This is a genomic window from Massilia sp. 01N410, from assembly GCF_056399665.1.
Genome location: NZ_JBFTRV010000001.1, coordinates 276,167 through 292,606 on the forward strand (window position 1 = coordinate 276,167; position 16,440 = coordinate 292,606).

General features: G+C 52.5%; 14 protein-coding genes. 4 read left to right on the plus strand and 10 right to left on the minus strand.

Going from position 1 to position 16,440, the window contains the following annotated elements; genetic code table 11:
• Window positions 1-36: 36 nt before the first annotated feature.
• From AC1DOP_RS01265 to AC1DOP_RS01290, 6 genes are all read right to left on the minus strand, one after another.
• Window positions 37-960, minus strand: coding sequence for a multicopper oxidase domain-containing protein (locus AC1DOP_RS01265; protein ID WP_477249283.1), 924 nt, complete (start codon window positions 958-960; stop codon window positions 37-39).
• A 20-nt stretch (window positions 961-980) separates the two neighbouring features.
• Window positions 981-1,355, minus strand: coding sequence for a c-type cytochrome (locus AC1DOP_RS01270; protein WP_477249285.1), 375 nt, complete (start codon window positions 1,353-1,355; stop codon window positions 981-983).
• The gene (locus tag AC1DOP_RS01275; RefSeq protein ID WP_477249287.1) at window positions 1,355-2,038 is read right to left on the minus strand and encodes a c-type cytochrome; all 684 of its coding nucleotides are present in this window, start codon (window positions 2,036-2,038) and stop codon (window positions 1,355-1,357) included. The genes AC1DOP_RS01270 and AC1DOP_RS01275 overlap by 1 nt, the downstream gene beginning before the upstream one ends.
• Before the next feature lie 12 nt (window positions 2,039-2,050).
• A complete protein-coding gene (locus AC1DOP_RS01280; protein ID WP_477249289.1) occupies window positions 2,051-3,094 on the minus strand; it encodes a multicopper oxidase domain-containing protein in 1,044 nt (347 codons plus the stop codon).
• 260 nt (window positions 3,095-3,354) lie between these two features.
• Entirely contained in the window at window positions 3,355-5,871 is a 2,517-nt protein-coding gene (locus AC1DOP_RS01285; protein ID WP_477249291.1) for a sensor domain-containing protein, read from the minus strand.
• Window positions 5,872-6,011: 140 nt separating this feature from the next.
• Window positions 6,012-7,622: a methyl-accepting chemotaxis protein gene (locus AC1DOP_RS01290; RefSeq protein WP_477249293.1), complete on the minus strand. Its 1,611-nt coding sequence runs from the start codon at window positions 7,620-7,622 to the stop codon at window positions 6,012-6,014.
• Between the two features lie 320 nt (window positions 7,623-7,942).
• Between AC1DOP_RS01290 and AC1DOP_RS01295 the strand changes: the two genes are divergently transcribed.
• Complete coding sequence (locus AC1DOP_RS01295; protein WP_477249295.1) at window positions 7,943-8,596, plus strand: TetR/AcrR family transcriptional regulator; 654 nt, start codon at window positions 7,943-7,945, stop codon at window positions 8,594-8,596.
• A gap of 115 nt (window positions 8,597-8,711) precedes the next feature.
• Here AC1DOP_RS01295 and AC1DOP_RS01300 read toward each other — a convergent pair whose 3' ends face one another.
• Window positions 8,712-9,170, minus strand: a complete 459-nt coding sequence (locus tag AC1DOP_RS01300; protein WP_477249297.1) for an RrF2 family transcriptional regulator — start codon at window positions 9,168-9,170, stop codon at window positions 8,712-8,714.
• A 214-nt stretch (window positions 9,171-9,384) separates the two neighbouring features.
• On the opposite strand from AC1DOP_RS01300, the gene pdxR reads away from it, so the two are divergent.
• Window positions 9,385-10,818, plus strand: a complete 1,434-nt coding sequence (gene pdxR, locus AC1DOP_RS01305) for a MocR-like pyridoxine biosynthesis transcription factor PdxR (protein WP_477249299.1) — start codon at window positions 9,385-9,387, stop codon at window positions 10,816-10,818.
• On the opposite strand, the gene AC1DOP_RS01310 is transcribed toward pdxR, so the two are convergent.
• Window positions 10,815-11,222 carry a cupin domain-containing protein gene (locus AC1DOP_RS01310; protein ID WP_477249301.1) on the minus strand — a complete coding sequence of 136 codons (408 nt, stop codon included), beginning with the start codon at window positions 11,220-11,222 and terminating at the stop codon, window positions 10,815-10,817. The genes pdxR and AC1DOP_RS01310 overlap by 4 nt on opposite strands.
• 4 nt (window positions 11,223-11,226) lie before the next feature.
• Window positions 11,227-11,667, minus strand: a complete 441-nt coding sequence (locus AC1DOP_RS01315; protein WP_477249303.1) for a carboxymuconolactone decarboxylase family protein — start codon at window positions 11,665-11,667, stop codon at window positions 11,227-11,229.
• A 1,268-nt stretch (window positions 11,668-12,935) separates the two neighbouring features.
• Between AC1DOP_RS01315 and AC1DOP_RS01320 the strand changes: the two genes are divergently transcribed.
• Window positions 12,936-13,577, plus strand: coding sequence for a hypothetical protein (locus AC1DOP_RS01320; protein WP_477249305.1), 642 nt, complete (start codon window positions 12,936-12,938; stop codon window positions 13,575-13,577).
• Between the two features lie 123 nt (window positions 13,578-13,700).
• On the opposite strand, the gene AC1DOP_RS01325 is transcribed toward AC1DOP_RS01320, so the two are convergent.
• Window positions 13,701-15,377 carry a putative bifunctional diguanylate cyclase/phosphodiesterase gene (locus tag AC1DOP_RS01325; protein WP_477249307.1) on the minus strand — a complete coding sequence of 559 codons (1,677 nt, stop codon included), beginning with the start codon at window positions 15,375-15,377 and terminating at the stop codon, window positions 13,701-13,703.
• A 513-nt stretch (window positions 15,378-15,890) separates the two neighbouring features.
• On the opposite strand from AC1DOP_RS01325, the gene AC1DOP_RS01330 reads away from it, so the two are divergent.
• Window positions 15,891-16,274: a thioredoxin family protein gene (locus tag AC1DOP_RS01330; RefSeq protein ID WP_477249309.1), complete on the plus strand. Its 384-nt coding sequence runs from the start codon at window positions 15,891-15,893 to the stop codon at window positions 16,272-16,274.
• Window positions 16,275-16,440: the final 166 nt, after the last annotated feature.

A 16,440-nucleotide genomic window follows, 5' to 3' on the forward strand; every position in this document is an offset into this window, starting at 1 on the left:
TTTGAAGCTGGCGGGCACCGCCCGCCAGCGCAGTGCTTATCGCACCAGGATGTTGTCGCCGCGGCCCATCTTCGGGTCAGCGTCCTTCGTGTATTGCAGGATGGCGATGCCGCCAGTCAGGGCTTGTCGCATCGAGTGAGTCACCAAGGCGTTTGCGCCTTCGACCGGCGAGATGATGTCGAACGAGGACGCGTCGCCAGGACCCACGACGTAGCTTTGCAGGCCATGCAGAGCGTTCTTCGGATTGCCACTTGGGTAGACGCGGTCCCAGATACCTGCGATAGCGTGGAACGAAGCGAATTCGTTTGCGCCAGCGTTGATGAAGTGAATACGGACACGTTCGCCCGGCTTTGCCTGGAGCATACGGGTCGCTGCCGGGTCGTGGACCGGGTCGTATTTGAAGACGCCGCCGTTGAACATGACGTTCGTCCACTTGTTGGCCATCATGTCGGCTTGGCTGTCAGGGTTCGCGTACAGTTCCGACTGAATCAGGACGTATTCACGGTCTGCCTTCGGCATCGCGTTTTTGTCCTTCGGGTCGACGATGATGGCGCCGTACATGCCGCGAGCGATGTGCTGAATCATCGGGTCCGCGCCGCAGTGGTAGTAGAAGACGCCTGGGTAATCTGCCTTAAAGGTGTAGCTGCCTTTCTCGCCCGGCTTCACTTGCTCGAAGTCTTTCACCACGTCGACGCGCGCTGCGTGGAAGTCCATCGAGTGGGAGTTTTTGCTGGTTTTGTCGTTGTAAAGAGTGAACTCGACGACGTCACCTTCTTCCACGTGCACAACCGGGCCCGGGACCATGCCTTCGTACGTCCAAGAGCGATACATCGTGCCCTTGTTGTCGATTGGCAGCTCGACTTCCTTAGCGGTCATCGTGATTTTGACGGTCTTAGCTTGTACAGCGGTCGCACCGAGGAGAGCCAGGGCGACGGCTACACTCATACTAATTTTTTTCATATTTTCCCTATGTTTTGAATTTACTTCGATGTGGTTTTGCTCACCACGCGCAGGTATGCCACTAGTTCTTTAATGTCGTCGTCCGTTAATACTCCTTCCCATTTGGGCATCAAAACCGATTTACTGACTGCTAAGCCACCGCCCTTGATGGCCTTGAATAACGTTTCATCTGGCGTATCTCCCATCGACTTGGTGTCGGTGTGGTCGCGTGGTTTGACAGCCATTGCTGCACTGTTGATACCGTTGCCATCGCGGTTAATTCCATGGCACTGCACGCAGTAGGTGTTGTAGAGCTTGACTGCGTGCGCTTCGTCGGCATGGACCGCATCTGCCGCGCACAGGCCATACCCAATTGCGATTGCAAGGGGCACCCAGTTCTTGTTGAAGAGGCTCATTATTTTTTCTCCGACGTCTTGAGCGTTGCGATGTGACCTGTAATCTTCTGCAAATCACTGTCCGTGAGACCTAAGGTCGGCATCCACGTATGGGCATCGAACTTCTGCGGGTCTTTCGTGAACGCGTAGACGAAGTCGGGTTGCAGACGGTCGCCAGCGGAGTAGAGTTCTGGGCCCGACGTTGCACTGCCCCCTTGCTTAGCGGTGTGGCATGATGTGCATCCACGAAGCTTCGAAAACAGCATCGGCGCCATCGAGTTTGGTGGCTCATTTTTGAAGGCGCCAGGCGTGACCAGCCCGTCGACTTTCAATGCCATGAGCAGGTCTGCGGCTATTGCTGCGTCTGCTGCAGATAGCTTGGGATGGGCAGGAACCTTCGACGCGTCGATAGTGTCGACCGTACGGTCAGCGCCGGCTTTAACGGTCTTGGCATACATCACACCGCCCGGACGTAACACCGTAGGGTTCTGCAGCCAGGCCTGCAGCCATGCTTTATTAAACTTGTTGCCGGCGTAGTACAGGTCTGGTCCACCGCGGCCTAACATACGCTCAAGCGAAGTATCGGCCGGCTTCGAAATCGCGTGACACGAGACACACTGCTGTGAAAGCAGGTCGGCAGCTTGAGCATTCAAAGTGGAGGCGATGAGGACCGTCAGCGCTGAGAGGAGGCGAGTAGCTTTCATAAGTTCACCCCTTTACTGAACAGCCTGGCCTTTGAAGCCATCATTTGTGTAGATGCCCGGACCTTTTTTCAGCGACTCTTCGTAATAGAAGTTCGGTTCAAATTTCTTGGCTTTCCAGTCATAGAAGTCGTCCGGCTTGATTTCGTTGTACTCAAGGACGCTCATAATCCCGCCCATGGGACGGTCACCGTTCATGGTGTGGGAGTCGACGTGGTCGTGAATCATCCAACGACCAGGATTGTCCGCAGTGAAAATCACGTCGTAACGCTCGCCTGGGCCGACGAGGATGGTGTCTGCGCTGATGGGATTAGCCAACGGGAAGCCGTCCTTGAAGGCCACTTTCATAATGTGGCCGTGGAGGTGGATGCTGTGGACGAGGTCACCGGCGCCGATGAACCGCAGACGGACTACGTCACCTTTGTTCACGCGAAGAGGCTGATTGTCTGGGAAGGACTTCCCGTTGATAGTGAAGAAGTCATAAACGTCACCCGGAACTCCACCAAACCCGGGCTTAATCGACCACTTCGAGTCCCAGTCCGACAGCATCATGATGAATTCTTTGGTGACGGTCTTTTCAAGCGCGGTAGGCTTCTTGGGACGCACGATGAACGGTCCCCACATCCCACGCAGTGCGACATGCTCGTTCACGTTGACGTGGCAGTGATACCACATGGTGCCGGAGGGTTCGGCGGTGAATTTGTACGTGAAACTTTCGCCAGGTTTGATTGCTTCTTGTGTCGTGCCAGGGACACCATCCATCTTCCACGTCCCCTTTTGCAGCATTCCGTGCCAGTGCACCGAGTGGGGGAGGGCGGTCACGTTGTTCACGTTAACCTCAATCTGGTCTCCCTCATCTACATAGAACAGAGGACCCGGGACCTGTCCTGCGAAGGCGAAGGTGTGATATTGCTGCTTTTCCACTAAGGTGATACGGGTGTCTTCGATGTTCATCTCAAACTTGCGCACCGCGGCGAAAGCATCCACCGAATGCGCGACGTTAAGGACAAACACTGCTGCTAGCGCTACGCAGCGCCAAACGTTGGAAAACGTTCGCATAGTTACTCCTACAGATAAATGTATTTGAAATACTTCTTTTGCGATAAAAAAAATCGCATTGCCGGTTTAAACATGTATATCGTATACATCTTTAAAGTTTCCTGCAAGGATTTTTTGCTGCCTTAGATGGGTTGTGAACTCCCTTTGCATGCGTTAAGTCTTGCTGGGTCAGCGAGGCTGGCACCTTAGCGTTGACGACTGAACTGGTGAACCCGGCGTGCGCCACGCTGTGACAGGCTTGCCACCCACAGCCCGCGTCGTCAGGGTTTGTGAGTGAGGACGAAAAGTTCGTACTGTGCCGGTTCCAAGGCCTTACTGATTAGATAGCCTTGGAAGGCCTGGCATCCAACTTTTTCCAGAAAGTCGCGTTGTTCCGTAGACTCGACACCCTCAGCGACCACATCGAGATTAAGGTTTTTCCCTAGCGAGACAATAGTCGATGCAATCGCGGCGTCTTTTGGATTTGTTAAAATATCGATAACGAATGCCCGGTCAATCTTCAGTTGGTCGAACGGCAACAGTTTTAAATATGACAACGACGAATAACCGATTCCGAAATCGTCCAGAGAGAAGTGGATTCCCACGGCTTTTAATGCGTTCATCGTCGAAATAGTATCTTCGATGTTGTCGACTAATACACTTTCCGTGATTTCTAAAAGTATTTTTTCTGGTCTAGCGCCTGACTCCTCCAGTTTGTCCATCACCTTCTGGACAAAGTCTTTTTGTCGGAATTGCCGGGCACTTACGTTGACTGAAATACATGTCTCAACAAGGGCCGGCACATGAGACCAAATAACCAGCTGGTTACAAGCGATATCTAACAATAGGTGGCCGAGGTCGACTATCAACCCAGCTTCTTCGGCAAGAGGGATGAAGTCCGCTGGCATCAGGAGGCCAGCTGTTGGGTGCCTCCATCGTGCAAGTGCCTCTGCGCCAAAGATTGTGCCGTCCATAGAAAGCTGCGGCTGATAATGGAGTTCAAATTCTCGGTTCTTGATTCCGCGCTTGATTTCGTCTATTCGAGTAGCCCGGTCCTTTAGAGACCTCCGCATCTCCAGGTCGAAGAAACGTATCCCGTTCCGGCCCATTGCCTTAGCGTGATACATAGCCAAGTCGGCTCGCTTGATGAGCTCTTCGACGGTTTCATCGCGCTCACCAAATAGGGTGAAGCCGATACTTGGCGTACAGCTGTGTTCATGCCCGAGCAGGTCATATGGCTCGTTAAGCTCTGCAAGTATTTTGGAACTAACACCTTCCGCCAAACGAGCTGCATCCAATGCGTTGTCTGCCAAGTTCTCTAAGACGACGACAAACTCGTCTCCAGCAAGTCTGGCAACGGTATCCGCATCTCGTAAACCACCGGTCAAACGCTTTGCAACCTGGATGAGGAGCATGTCTCCTACGTCATGGCCAGCCTGGTCATTCAACTGTTTGAAGTTGTCCAGGTCGATGAAAAGCAGTGCACCGAGTAGGCCTGTGCGACGACTGATAATTGAGGAGTGACTCAATCGTTCTTGGAGTAAACGCCGATTTGGCAGTCCAGTGAGGGCGTCGTAATAGGCTAGCCTGGTGATGTGCTTTTCTGCCTCTTTCTCCGCCGTGATATCTACTTCCGTTCCGACGTAACTCGAAATTGCGCCATCTGCACGATTGACAACCGTAAGCGAAACCCTGGCTTGGTAAACGGACCCGTCTTTACGACGATTGAGCATCTCGCCGCTCCAGAATCCTTTCTGTCGCGCCTGCTTCCATACTTCGGAGAAGTAAGTGTCGTCGTATAAGCCAGACCGGAATATTGGAGGCAGTCTCCCGATAGTCTCATGTGGCTCATACCCAGTCTGCTGGGAGAAGGCGGAGTTCACCTTGATGACTCGACGCACGGCGTCTGTTATGAACATGCATTGTTTGGCTTCAAACGCCGCTGCGGCCATCCTTAGCTCATTCTCGTCTCGCTTGCGGCCACTTACATCGTGAGCGGTATTGCTGACGTATATTGTCCCGCCAAACGCTGCAGTGGACGAGAAGACCTCAACGGGAAAAAGAAGGCCATTCTTTCGCCGAAAGACCGCTTCATAGACCGTTGAGTTTCCTTCTTTTCCATGTAGCTTTGCCCACTTTCCGTCGTGGTCCCACTTCTCATTCCAGTGCGACACATGCATGCCTTGAAGTTCGGCAGACGTATATCCAAGCAGGCGTGCGAAATTGTCGCTCACTTCGACTACGTAGCCGTCGCTGTCAAGTATGTGCAGCCCGTCCGTTGCCGTACGCATGAGCAGTCGGTTACGCTCAGTTAGCGAGCGCGACTTCTCCTCAAGCAGTTTTCTTTCGGTGATATCTACAACAAAGCCAGACCAGGTCCTGCTATCGTCCTTATCCGGCCGATTTCGCAACGCGCTTCCCGACAGCCAGATTACCTTGCCGCCAGGTTGTACAACTCGGTACTCATGTAGCCACGGCGCGCCGGCGTTAGCGGACATCGTGAACGATGCCTGGAAGCGGTCACGGTCATCGGAGTGAATGACGGATAGCACTTCTCTCAATGTAATCTCGTGTGCTTGGGAGAACCCGTGCACAGCACAGAACTCTTGGCTCACATAGGAGAGTTGCCAACTCCCGTCGGGCAGCGTGATAAGGCCAAAGAACATTTTCGCTGGTGCCGAGGCTCGCTCTGCCGCGGCTCCTGATTTAGTGTTAGGGCTTGCGTCAGCATTGGTAGGCAGCGTAAAAACCTTGGCCGACCCAGCCAAATTGAGGTCCTGCTTGAGGTGGTTATGCATGGAAGTTGCCTGTTGGCTGGCCCGCGAAGTCGCTTCTTCGTGTTGCTCGTTCAGTAGCGAGGCATAGCAAAAGCCGCTATTAGTAAAGTTATAGGTGCGCCTTGACGGCGCCCTGGTCCTTGAGCGAATCGGTTTTTTACCTAGGCGAGCGCTGCATACAGAGGTACGCGTTTAGCGGCTTTACTCGAGTTGTGGGGGCTACTGCTTTCTAGCTTGAATACGCTAACAGTCTTGCTGAGGTCACTTGCAAGCATTTCTAGCGCTTGAGATGCTGCTGCTGCCTCTTCGACTAAAGCTGCGTTCTGTTGCGTGACGTCGTCCATCTGAACAACGGCGGCGTTGATTTGGCTGAGGCCTGAAGCTTGTTCAGCGCTAGCGGTAGTGATTTCTCCAAGTGTTTGGGTAACCCGTCCGATGCTCGAAATAATCTCTTCCATCGTCGTGCCTGTCTCAGCAACGTAGGCTGCACCTTCAGTCGTACGGTCGACCGCAGTTTCGATTAAGGACTTGATTTCCTTGGCAGCGGCATGAGAGCGTTGTGCAAGAGTCCGTACTTCCCCGGCAACAACAGCAAACCCACGGCCTTCTTCGCCAGCCCTAGCTGCTTCGACAGCAGCGTTGAGAGCCAAGATATTGGTTTGAAAAGCGATACCGTCGACAACTGAAATGATTTCCGAAATGTTCTTTGCAGCTTCGTTAATCGAAGCCATAGTCTCGACTACGCGCTCAACGGCAATGCCACCTTTCTTGGCGACCATGGACGCTGACACAGCTAGCTCATTAGCCATCACGGCGTTTTGAGCGTTCGTCGCTACGGTCGCAGTGAGCTGCTCAAGTGACGCAGCAGTTTCCTCTAAGGCGCTGGCCTGCTGTTCAGTCCTACTTGCCAGCTCCTGGTTCCCAGCTGCTGACTCCAGCGACCCTTGTTTAATTTTTTCCGACGAGACTCGCACTTGGCCAACAAGGTTAGAAAGCTGCGCCCTCATACTTTCTATGGCGAACATCATGCTTGATGTGTCGTTTGGCTTGACTACTGCCTTCACGGCCAAGTCTCCGTTTGCAATGGCATTCGCCACACCTGCGGCGACAGAGGGCTCGCCACCAAGTTGCATGAGAAGGCCGCGTCGAATCAAAAAGCCGATTGCCACAGCCAGCATAATTGCAGCGGCCCCGAGAGCGAGGAGAGCGTTCCGCGAGTGCAGATAGCTGGAAACTGCCTCTTTGCCAACGTCGTTAATCTCTTGTTCTTGTGCTGAAATTTGCGCTTTCAGTGCCTCTTTGTACTTGAGAAGTACTGGACGCAACTGCGTTGACAGATACGCTTTTGCCTCGTCTTCCGTACCCTTGGCGATGATTTCACGCAGTTGAGTTTGGCCACGCTGATACGCTTCGCCGCGTTCGATTACCGTTTTCAAAATTTGACGGTCCTGCTCGGCAAGCGTTGTGCGGGTTAATTCGGCGCTGAGACGTTCGATGTTCGTGCGAGCTGTTTCGATAAGTGCGGTCTGTTGCGACCGGTCCTTAGAGTCACTACTCAGCATCATGTTTCTAAGCGAGATGGCAATGCTGTCAACCTCCGACCGGAGAGCGTTCGAGGCGGCAATCCGCGGTACGTTTTCGTTGACTATGCGCTGGGTGCCAGCACCTAAATCGGAGAGGCAGATGATGGCTGTTGCAATCGCTGTGAAGAGGAGAAGGCAGATACAGCTAAAGCCAATGGTAAGTCTGGTGCCTACGTTAAATTTGTTCATGTTTCGCCTTTTGTGTCCCTAGGTCGATGAGACTAGATGTTGAGTTGAGACCGGCATGTTGGTCTGCTTATCAAGTTCAATCGCTGGAGAGGACTAATTCGCCACCCTACGTGGGTGCAATAACAGGGCAGACAACTACACATGTCTGCGTATCCTTGACGGGTATCTTCATAGCAGCGATAATTAATTATACGCGTTCAATTATGCGTGTCTACGTTTTTGTATTGACCGTTGTAATCAAGTCCTTGCCTCAGTTTTGTTGTGTGACTGCTAGCACGGTTACACTATTCGACTAGTAGATGTAACGCACAGGAATCACGATGACTTTTAGAACAGACAGCGCAAGTAAGGGCCGTGCCAGGGCCGATGAAGACAAGGCTAGGGTGCGTCAGGCCTTTGTGTCAGCAGGAAGAAAACTGTTGTCGGAAGGGGACCCCTCGAAGGTCTCGCTTCGACGTATCGCAGCGGAGGCAGGATATAGCCCAGGAACTATTTACAGCTACTTCTCCGACTGGCGCGCTCTGTACAGAGCGGTTCGTGAGCGCGACATGGAAGATGCCGTCGCAGTTTTCGAAATGCTTGTGTCGCAGCAGTCTGACCCGTTCCTGCGCTTGCGTGACCTGTTTATCGGTACAGTGGACTATTGGCTAAAAAACCCTGAACATTTCGATGTTCTTTTTGCAATGCCGGTTAAAGAGTCCACCGCAGACGACGCAGAGCTCTTCGGCCAAACACCTGTTGTAGTACGTGCGCTGAGTGTCTATTACGATGCTGTTCAAGTGTTTTTCGATAGTCTTCCTCGGTCTCCAATGTCCCCACGCTTAGCTGCTGACGCACTATTGGCCGCGGTGTATGGGCTGATTGCTTTTCCTCGTATGACACAGACGATGAAGTGGTCAGGCACAGCAGCGATGGCAGAGGTAGTCGTCGACTCCATCTTGAGAGAGTGGCAGAGGCTTGGAAAGACCGACTAGAACCTATGGCTTCTAACCCCATTGCTCTCGCTAGTTGTAGCGAACATTACATTTAGATGCATATAATATACATCTTTATTGGTATTGACAACAAGAACATGTGCTAGCCGAAAAATTAGCTTTCTGTCTCTACAGCACGGGGGTGAAATTTGATGGGGGCTGCGGCAGGTGCTGGCTCTGGCAGTAGGTCAGCTAGGGTTTTGCTATCGAGGACTTTCAAGTATGCAGCCGTCGCGTCAGCAAGGACGCTCTTAAGGCCACAGGCGCCTACGAGTCCGCATGGCTGCCCGTTTGGATTGAAGCACTCTGCCATGTAGAAGTCACTCTCGGTCGAGCGGACTACTGCACCGAGATTGATGTCTTTCGGCTCACGCGCGAGCCTTAGGCCCCCGTTCCTGCCTCTAATTGTCTCTAGGACACCAATGATGCCGAGTTGATGAACTACCTTCATCAGGTGGTTCTTTGAGATTGAATGAAGCTCTGCAATCTCGTGGATAGTCACAAGACGGTCGCGGTTGCTTCCGATGTGCAGCAGGGTACGGAGAGAGTAGTCGGTGTACGTGGTAAGCCGCATTTTCTAAAGATAGATTTCAACTGAATGTTCTAGCATACTCCAAATATCTATGCAGAGTGCAGTCGGACAGCTATGCTGACCCGAGGTATGCTGTCCTAGACAACAATACGGCCGATAGCATTGCCCAAAGAAGCGTTAACAGCGCTCGAAGATTGAAAAACAAGCCAGATTCTCATCATTGCTATCCAGGCAGGTGACAATTTAGGGAGGTCCAATGGAACTACACTTACAAATTGCCGGCGACACTGACCTTTCGGGGCAGGTCTATCGAGGAATCGCCGCGGCCATCGCTGAGGGACGATTAAAGCACGGACAACAGCTTCCGCCTTCGCGCTTGCTCGCTGAACAGTTGGGCATATCTAGAAAGCCTGTCTCCGACGCTTACTCTCGCCTGACATATGACAGGCTAGTCATTGGGCACATCGGGAAGGGAAGTTTTGTCAATTCTGCACGTACGCCGGCGCAAGTGGCGAAGGCGGATTGTGCAATCGAGAACAATTCGACACTGAACTTCTGGAGAACGTTGGAGACCCCACTGCGGCATGCTATGCCAGAGGGCAGTTCCAAGTACGAGTTCATTGGTGGCATGCCGGCGCCGGCTCATTTTCCGCATGATGAGTGGCGCCGTTGCACCTTGTTCGGCCTGCGAAAGAACAATGGTGTACTAGGCAAGTATGGACCAACGGAGGGAGTGCCTGCCTTACGCGAAGCTATAGCGCGGCATTGCGGTTTTTCGCGCGGAGTTCGTTGTACGAGCTCTGAGGTGGTGGTCACTAATGGTGCACAGCAGGCATTCGACCTCTTGACGCGTGTGATGGTTTCCCCGGGCGACGTCGTCGCCATGGAAGACCCAGGCTATCCTATGGCAAGGCTCCTCTTCACTGGACAAGGAGCGAAGGTTGTAAGCGTCGGAGTCGACAAGGAAGGAATAATTGTCGATGAGATTCCGCCAGAAACAAAATTGATTTACACAACGCCTGCACACCAGTTCCCGCTTGGTATGCCGATGAGTCAAGCGCGTCGTGAAAAGCTGCTTGCGAAAGCACACGAAATCGGTGCGTTAATCATTGAAGATGATTACGACAGCGAGTTCAGGTACGAAGGACGTCCGACGGACTCGCTGCAGAGCATGGACCAGCACGGTGTTGTCGCCTTCGTTGGCACATTTTCAAAAGTTATGTTGCCTGAGCTTCGGCTTGGCTACGTAGTTGCGCCTCCAGCGCTTGTGAAGGCGCTCCTGGCTGCGAAGCACGTCTTCGACTGGCATAGTCCAGCTGCAGCTCAGTACGCGCTTGCGCACTTTATTGACGACGGGTCGCTGCTAAAGCACATTAGGAGAGGTCACGGGATTTACGCTACTCGAAGAGACGAGCTAATAAAGCATTTCCAAGGAGCGCTTGAGCCTTGGTTCCGTTTGATTCCGAATACTGCAGGCTTTCACGTCGCGGCAGTTACAACTCGTGATATTGATATTCGCTTACTGCAGAAACTTGCTCGGAGAGCAGATGTGGGACTCTACGCTCTTCAAGATTTCTATACAGAGCGTACGCCTCAGAAGGGATTATTCTTGGGTTACGGCGCAATCGAAACGTTAGATATCGGACCCGCATTGCTACGGGTCCGGGATATCTTGCTGGAGATGAGTTAGCGAGGTTTCAGAATTTCTTCGCCATCGTTCATCAGCAGAAACACCACAAGAGTAGCTGGCTTGGTTTTACTGGCGTTTTTCGACACCAGGTGGCCAGCATGTGGAGTCTCGTACCAAGATTCTCCCGCTTTGTAAGTTACGGGAGGTTGACCCTCCATTTGCGAGGTAACTTCGCCTTCAAGAACGTAGGCGAACACCGAGCCAGGATGCTCATGCGGAATCGATGCTTGACCAGGTGCATAGTGAACCGTAGCCATGATACCAACCTTACCAGGAGCATCTGGAAGAGCACGATGCTGCAAAAGTGCTCGGGTTTCCTTGCCGGTTTCGTGGCCATCGTGCGCCGATGCGTTCAGCGCGAAACAAGCCACGAAAGCTGCTAACAGGTAGCTAAAGCGTTTCATAATCTTACGCAGCCGGCTGCTTACGGAAGCCAACGCCCAGGCGGTTCCATGCGTTGATGGTGCAAATTGCCAGCGAGATGTCCACCATTTCTTTCGGCGAGAACAGGGCGGCCAGCGCTTCGTAGTCTGCGTCCGGTGCGTGCGACGTCGAAACCTGAGTCAGTGCCTCGGTCCAGGCCAGGACGGCGCGCTCGCGCTCAGTGAAGAACGGGGTTTCACGCCACACGCAGACAGTGTTGATGCGGCGTTCAGTTTCACCTGCCTTACGCATGTCCGTGGTGTGCATGTCGACACAGAAGCCGCAGCCGTTGATTTGCGATGCGCGCAGCTTGATGAGTTCCAGCAGCGATTTTTCCAGACCCAGTTTGCTCACAGCCACTTCGAGGGCGATGAGGGCTTTCATTGCGTCCGGGGAGGCGGTGTAGAAGTCGGTACGTTGCGTCATGATGTTTCTCCTTAGGTGGTTGTGTGGTTGCGACGTAGTAATTGTAGGTACCACCGCCGGCGCTGCGGGTAGCCAATGTGCACTAAAAACGAGGAGCCAAAGTAAAAATCCTATTGGCCGCTATACCGCCAAAGCCAAAGCGCAAGAAAGTCTCGATGCGAATCTAGTTAAACTGACCAGTAGGTATCCAAGCAACATGGCATAATTCCGAAAAGCTTCTTTAAGCTGCATGGAAGTATGTCGGTAAGGTTAGTTCATTATGAACGCCAGGGTTATCACGAGAAGTATGCTAAAGAACTGAAAAGGCAATTTCTAATGCAAGGACTTCAATTCCTAGGCGACACCCCAAAGCTCGATGGTGAAACGTGTCAGGGCTTTATTTGCGAATCTCCCCAAGTCAACGGCGTGCCGATATGTAGCGCTTCCGTGACTTACGTGAAATTTGGCGACGTATGGCACTTACTTTGTTTTGACCCAGGCATTGTGCATTGGCGAGCGTTGGCAGAGCGACCGAAACCCCAGTCCTTTAAAGAGGCTCATTTAGAGTTCGTACATGCAGACGTTGGTCTGCTTGCTGGAATCCTTGGGGTAAGGATGCGCTCTTGTGAGTTCTCCGCAGTTGGTGACCGGATTCGTGCAATTTTTGTATTCGAAAACAATTCTGAAATTGTCATCGAACACGCAAAGCACCTTACCGACTACAGCTACAAGTCTACCTAGATGCTTTCCACAAACATCGTCTTCCAACAACTCTAACGTTGAGTGTTGCAATTCTTTCATGCTAAAATTTTTGCGTTGTTTGCAGAAATTAGCTGCGTCCGAAATTATGGAGACAAGATGAAGACCATTAGGACTTTGTGGCATTTGATTGGAATCGCCCTGACTACGTTACTAGCCTGCTCTTCCGCTTATGCGGGGCCAGGAGGTGGGCATGGAGGAGGGCATGGTGCCCACTCTGGTCATACCAGCCATGGCAAAGCGTATGGAAAATCCGGGCGCGCTAGCCACTATGGCGGAGGTAAGCGAAGCGCGTATCACGTCAATAGCGGATTCAAAGCTACCCACGTGTCGAGGTACGCGAAGAGTCGTTCGGCCAGGCCTATGTCGACTAGTGAGCACTTGGTGAGCGGGTATTACCGTAGAGATGGCCAGTTCGTACAGCCTTATTTCGCAACGAACGCTGATAGCACTCGCAATAACAACTACAGCACGAGGGGTAACACTAACCCGCACACAGGAGTTGCCGGTACTAAGCCGAGGGATGGGGAATGAGAAATTCTGCCTTGGTTGCGGCATTGACCGTGTTCCTAGGCGCTTGTGCGACGTCTAATCCCTACTCAACATATCGTGCTCCTGTAACCCCCGCGATGGTGGAGACAGAACCCGACAATGACAGTGGTTTTTCGACTGAGGAAGAAGACCAGAAAGCTGATGCTGCGCTATCGAGCGCTCAGCAAGCGTACATGTCTGTTCAGACAACGGCCGCGAATTTTATGGTCGGGAGTGCTAAATGTGACGACCGAACCATGGCAGGCACGCTGTCGACTTTACAGTCAGTCGATGAAGTCGCTCGGCGATACATGCAGATGTCGGTGTCTGCTCCAGAGGCGGCAGACCGCGAAGCGGCTATGGATGTCTTGGATGAGTTGAACAAGGTAACGCTTGATGGATTGCTCGAGGTAGCGAAAGCGTACAGGTCTCGCAAGTGCTACCCTTACGCCAAACATATCATCACTGAGGCGAAACGCATCTACGCCGGCCCAGCTTACGAAGGTTGGATGAGTGCGATGGACACTGAGTTGGCCGCCATTGCGGCACAAGAGCCCGTCAGCCAAGCAACGACGAAACCGACCGTTCCAGCAAAGGGGACAAAAAAGCGGAAGTCCACCAAGGCTCCGCAGTCATCCTGATGTCGGGTGCTTGGTTGTAAAGAGAATGGCGCGGTGTGGAAAGTAGACCTAGTCAGCCGGATACATGAGGTTTCGGTGCACCAGTCATATGACTAGTGCGCCTACGGGCTCGTAACACCGTTCTCACCGGGCGTGATTGGCTACTTGCTGGCTAGACGATGCGTACTGATAGGATTTGCTCACGCTTTGTAGCCAGTTTGAGAAGTCTTCAATCGGCATGGGCCTCGCGATGTAGTAGCCCTGCGCTTCATCGCAATTTAACGCTTCGAGAGCGTTCCAGATATCGACGTCCGCGGTTCCCTCAGCGACAACTGTCATGCCTAAGTCGTGAGCCATGTGGATAGTGGAACGCACAATTGTTGCGGAGCGCTTGTCGTGAACCATCTTCATCGTAAAGCTATGGTCGATTTTGATGACGTCGACAGGTAGCTGAGTCAGGTAATTTAATGATGAGTAGCCGGTTCCAAAGTCATCAATCGACAGGCGAAATCCCATGTCGCGTAGACGGTTCAACTCGGCGATGCTTCCCGTAGGGTTGCGCATCAGACTTCGCTCCGTGACCTCAAGCTCCAGTAGACTGGGGTCGATTTTCGTCGTTTTTAATAGGCTGGCGAGGTACTGTGCCAGTGCAGGAGTAGCTACGTCCTGAGTGGACAAGTTTACGGCTAAGGGCACAGCTATTCCGAGTGGCTGCCAGCTTAACGCGCACTGAGCGGCGCCAGCTAGCATGTGATTGGTCAGCACATGGATTAGTTCTGTACCTTCAATCAGCTCGACAAATTCGTCAGGCGGAATAAGTCCTTTCGTCGGGTGAACCCATCTGGCTAGTACCTCCGCTCCGATGACTGTCCGAGTGCGCATCTCGATTTTCGGCTGACAGTAGAGTCGGATTTCGCCGTTTTTTGCAGCGTGGCGGAAGTCTCCTATCAGGCCTAAGCGGTAAGGCGTATGCCTGTCAATTTTGGCATCGTAGGCCGCCACCGACTGACCTCTGTGGGCCGCCTGTTCGACGGCGATATCGGCCTTGCGAAGTAGTCCTGGGTAGGTTGTGTCGTCACTCGGGCAATGAGAGATGCCAATGTGAGCACCAATCTCGTATGAAATGCCCCCGAGCTGGAACGGTACCTCAAGTGCAGCGCAAATTGCGTGCGCACACTGAGCGGCCCTTTCGACATCTGCATCTTGAAGAAGAACGGGAAAGCGTGTGCCAACCCTGGCAACCTCGTCGCGGTCATGCAGGACCGCACGAATTCGTTGTCCTACCATTCTTAGTAGCTCGTCACCAACAACGTGAGTCAAAGCGTAGTTGACCTCTCTGAAGCGTGTGAGGTCGACAATGAGGAATGCTAACTCGGCGCCTGTAACCGCACGCTCCTCAAGTCGCTTTGCGAAGATTTCGTCGAACCGCTTTCGATTAGGGAGAGAGGTAACGCTGTCGTAGTAGCTCAACTGCTCTAACTGTTGGGTTAGGGTGTGAACTTCTGTAGTGCTTTGCACCAGTCCTGTCACGTCACTCAGCCGGCCTCCACCTTCGCTACGCAGTTCGAACGCAACCCTCAAATGCCGAATCTCGTGATGGTCCAATGGCAAAGCGAAGTCAAGTACTTCACTGGCAGACTCGCGCGAAACTAGGCGGCGATATGACAAGAAGAACTCGTGTCGCTCTTTTTGGCTAATAGCTCGTAGCAGCTCGGTGACGCAGAAGGGGTGTGCTTTCGACTCACCGATAATGCTTCGAGCACTAGGGGTCACTGAGACCATCCCGGTCGCCGGCGAAAATGTCCAGCTACCAAACTCCATAAGGAGCATTGCTTGCCGAAGCGTTATCTCAGGGCTGTTTTCTGGAGATGAATTGCCTGGACAAGAAGTCCCAGCTTCAGGGTTGGATGTTAGGAGGGATTCTCTGCATTTCATCGTCAACCTCACATGGGTGCCGGTGCATTCGCAAACGAACATTTACTCGACCAGTCACCATCCTCGCTACCAACTGTATGAGCTAAACAGGTGTTAGTTCGTTGTCCGTATTGACGATATTACTACCTCTCCGAAAGAGGGAATAGTGTTATTTGTTATATGAAAACAAATTGTTGAGCTCGCGTAGTTATAGGTCGAATCATGACGCAAGCCGCTGTTCGGAAGTGGCTCAACGGCAAGCAACATTGAAAAGATGCATTTATAATACATCAATACGATGCTGCGGTTGTCTACAGTAAAAGGTGGAGCTGTAGCATCGTTAGACACTCTGCCAAGTCCTTATCAAATTTTTATTGGTAGAGCTTATCGGGTCAGAACTTAACAATTTAGTAAGGTTTTATGAAACTTCGCACCATCACATCAGCAATCGTTCTCACAATGTTCACGACTTTGGCAAATGCCAGCCAAACTGCCGCTTACTCCCAGGAGATGTTTGACAAGTTGGCCAAGGAAGGAAAGCCAGTCGTTGTGAATATCTTTGCAACTTGGTGCTTGACGTCGGCGATGCAGAAGCCGATACAAGACAAGCTTCTTAAGTCACCGAAGTACAAAGATGTCACGCTATTGACCGTGAATTTTGATACTCAGAAGCCCGTAGTAGCGAAGTTGAAGGCCACGATGCAAGGCACACTCATTGCGTTCAAAGGGGGTAAGGAAATGGCCAGGAGCGAGAGTGACGCAACAGAAGAGGGAGTCGAAGTAGTTTTCAAGAAGGCTCTATAGAGCAAGCGAAGTTGGTCGCGAACAGCCAGTGTCGCGACCTCTCTCAATTGGCTACCGCCTCGCGGCTTCGCGCCGCGGTTTCGCTGCAGAGCGGTCTCGTTGACCTCAAGATTGCCTAGTTGCGGTTGGAACCTTGCAGCTCGTTGAGCGGGACCTGTAGGCGGCG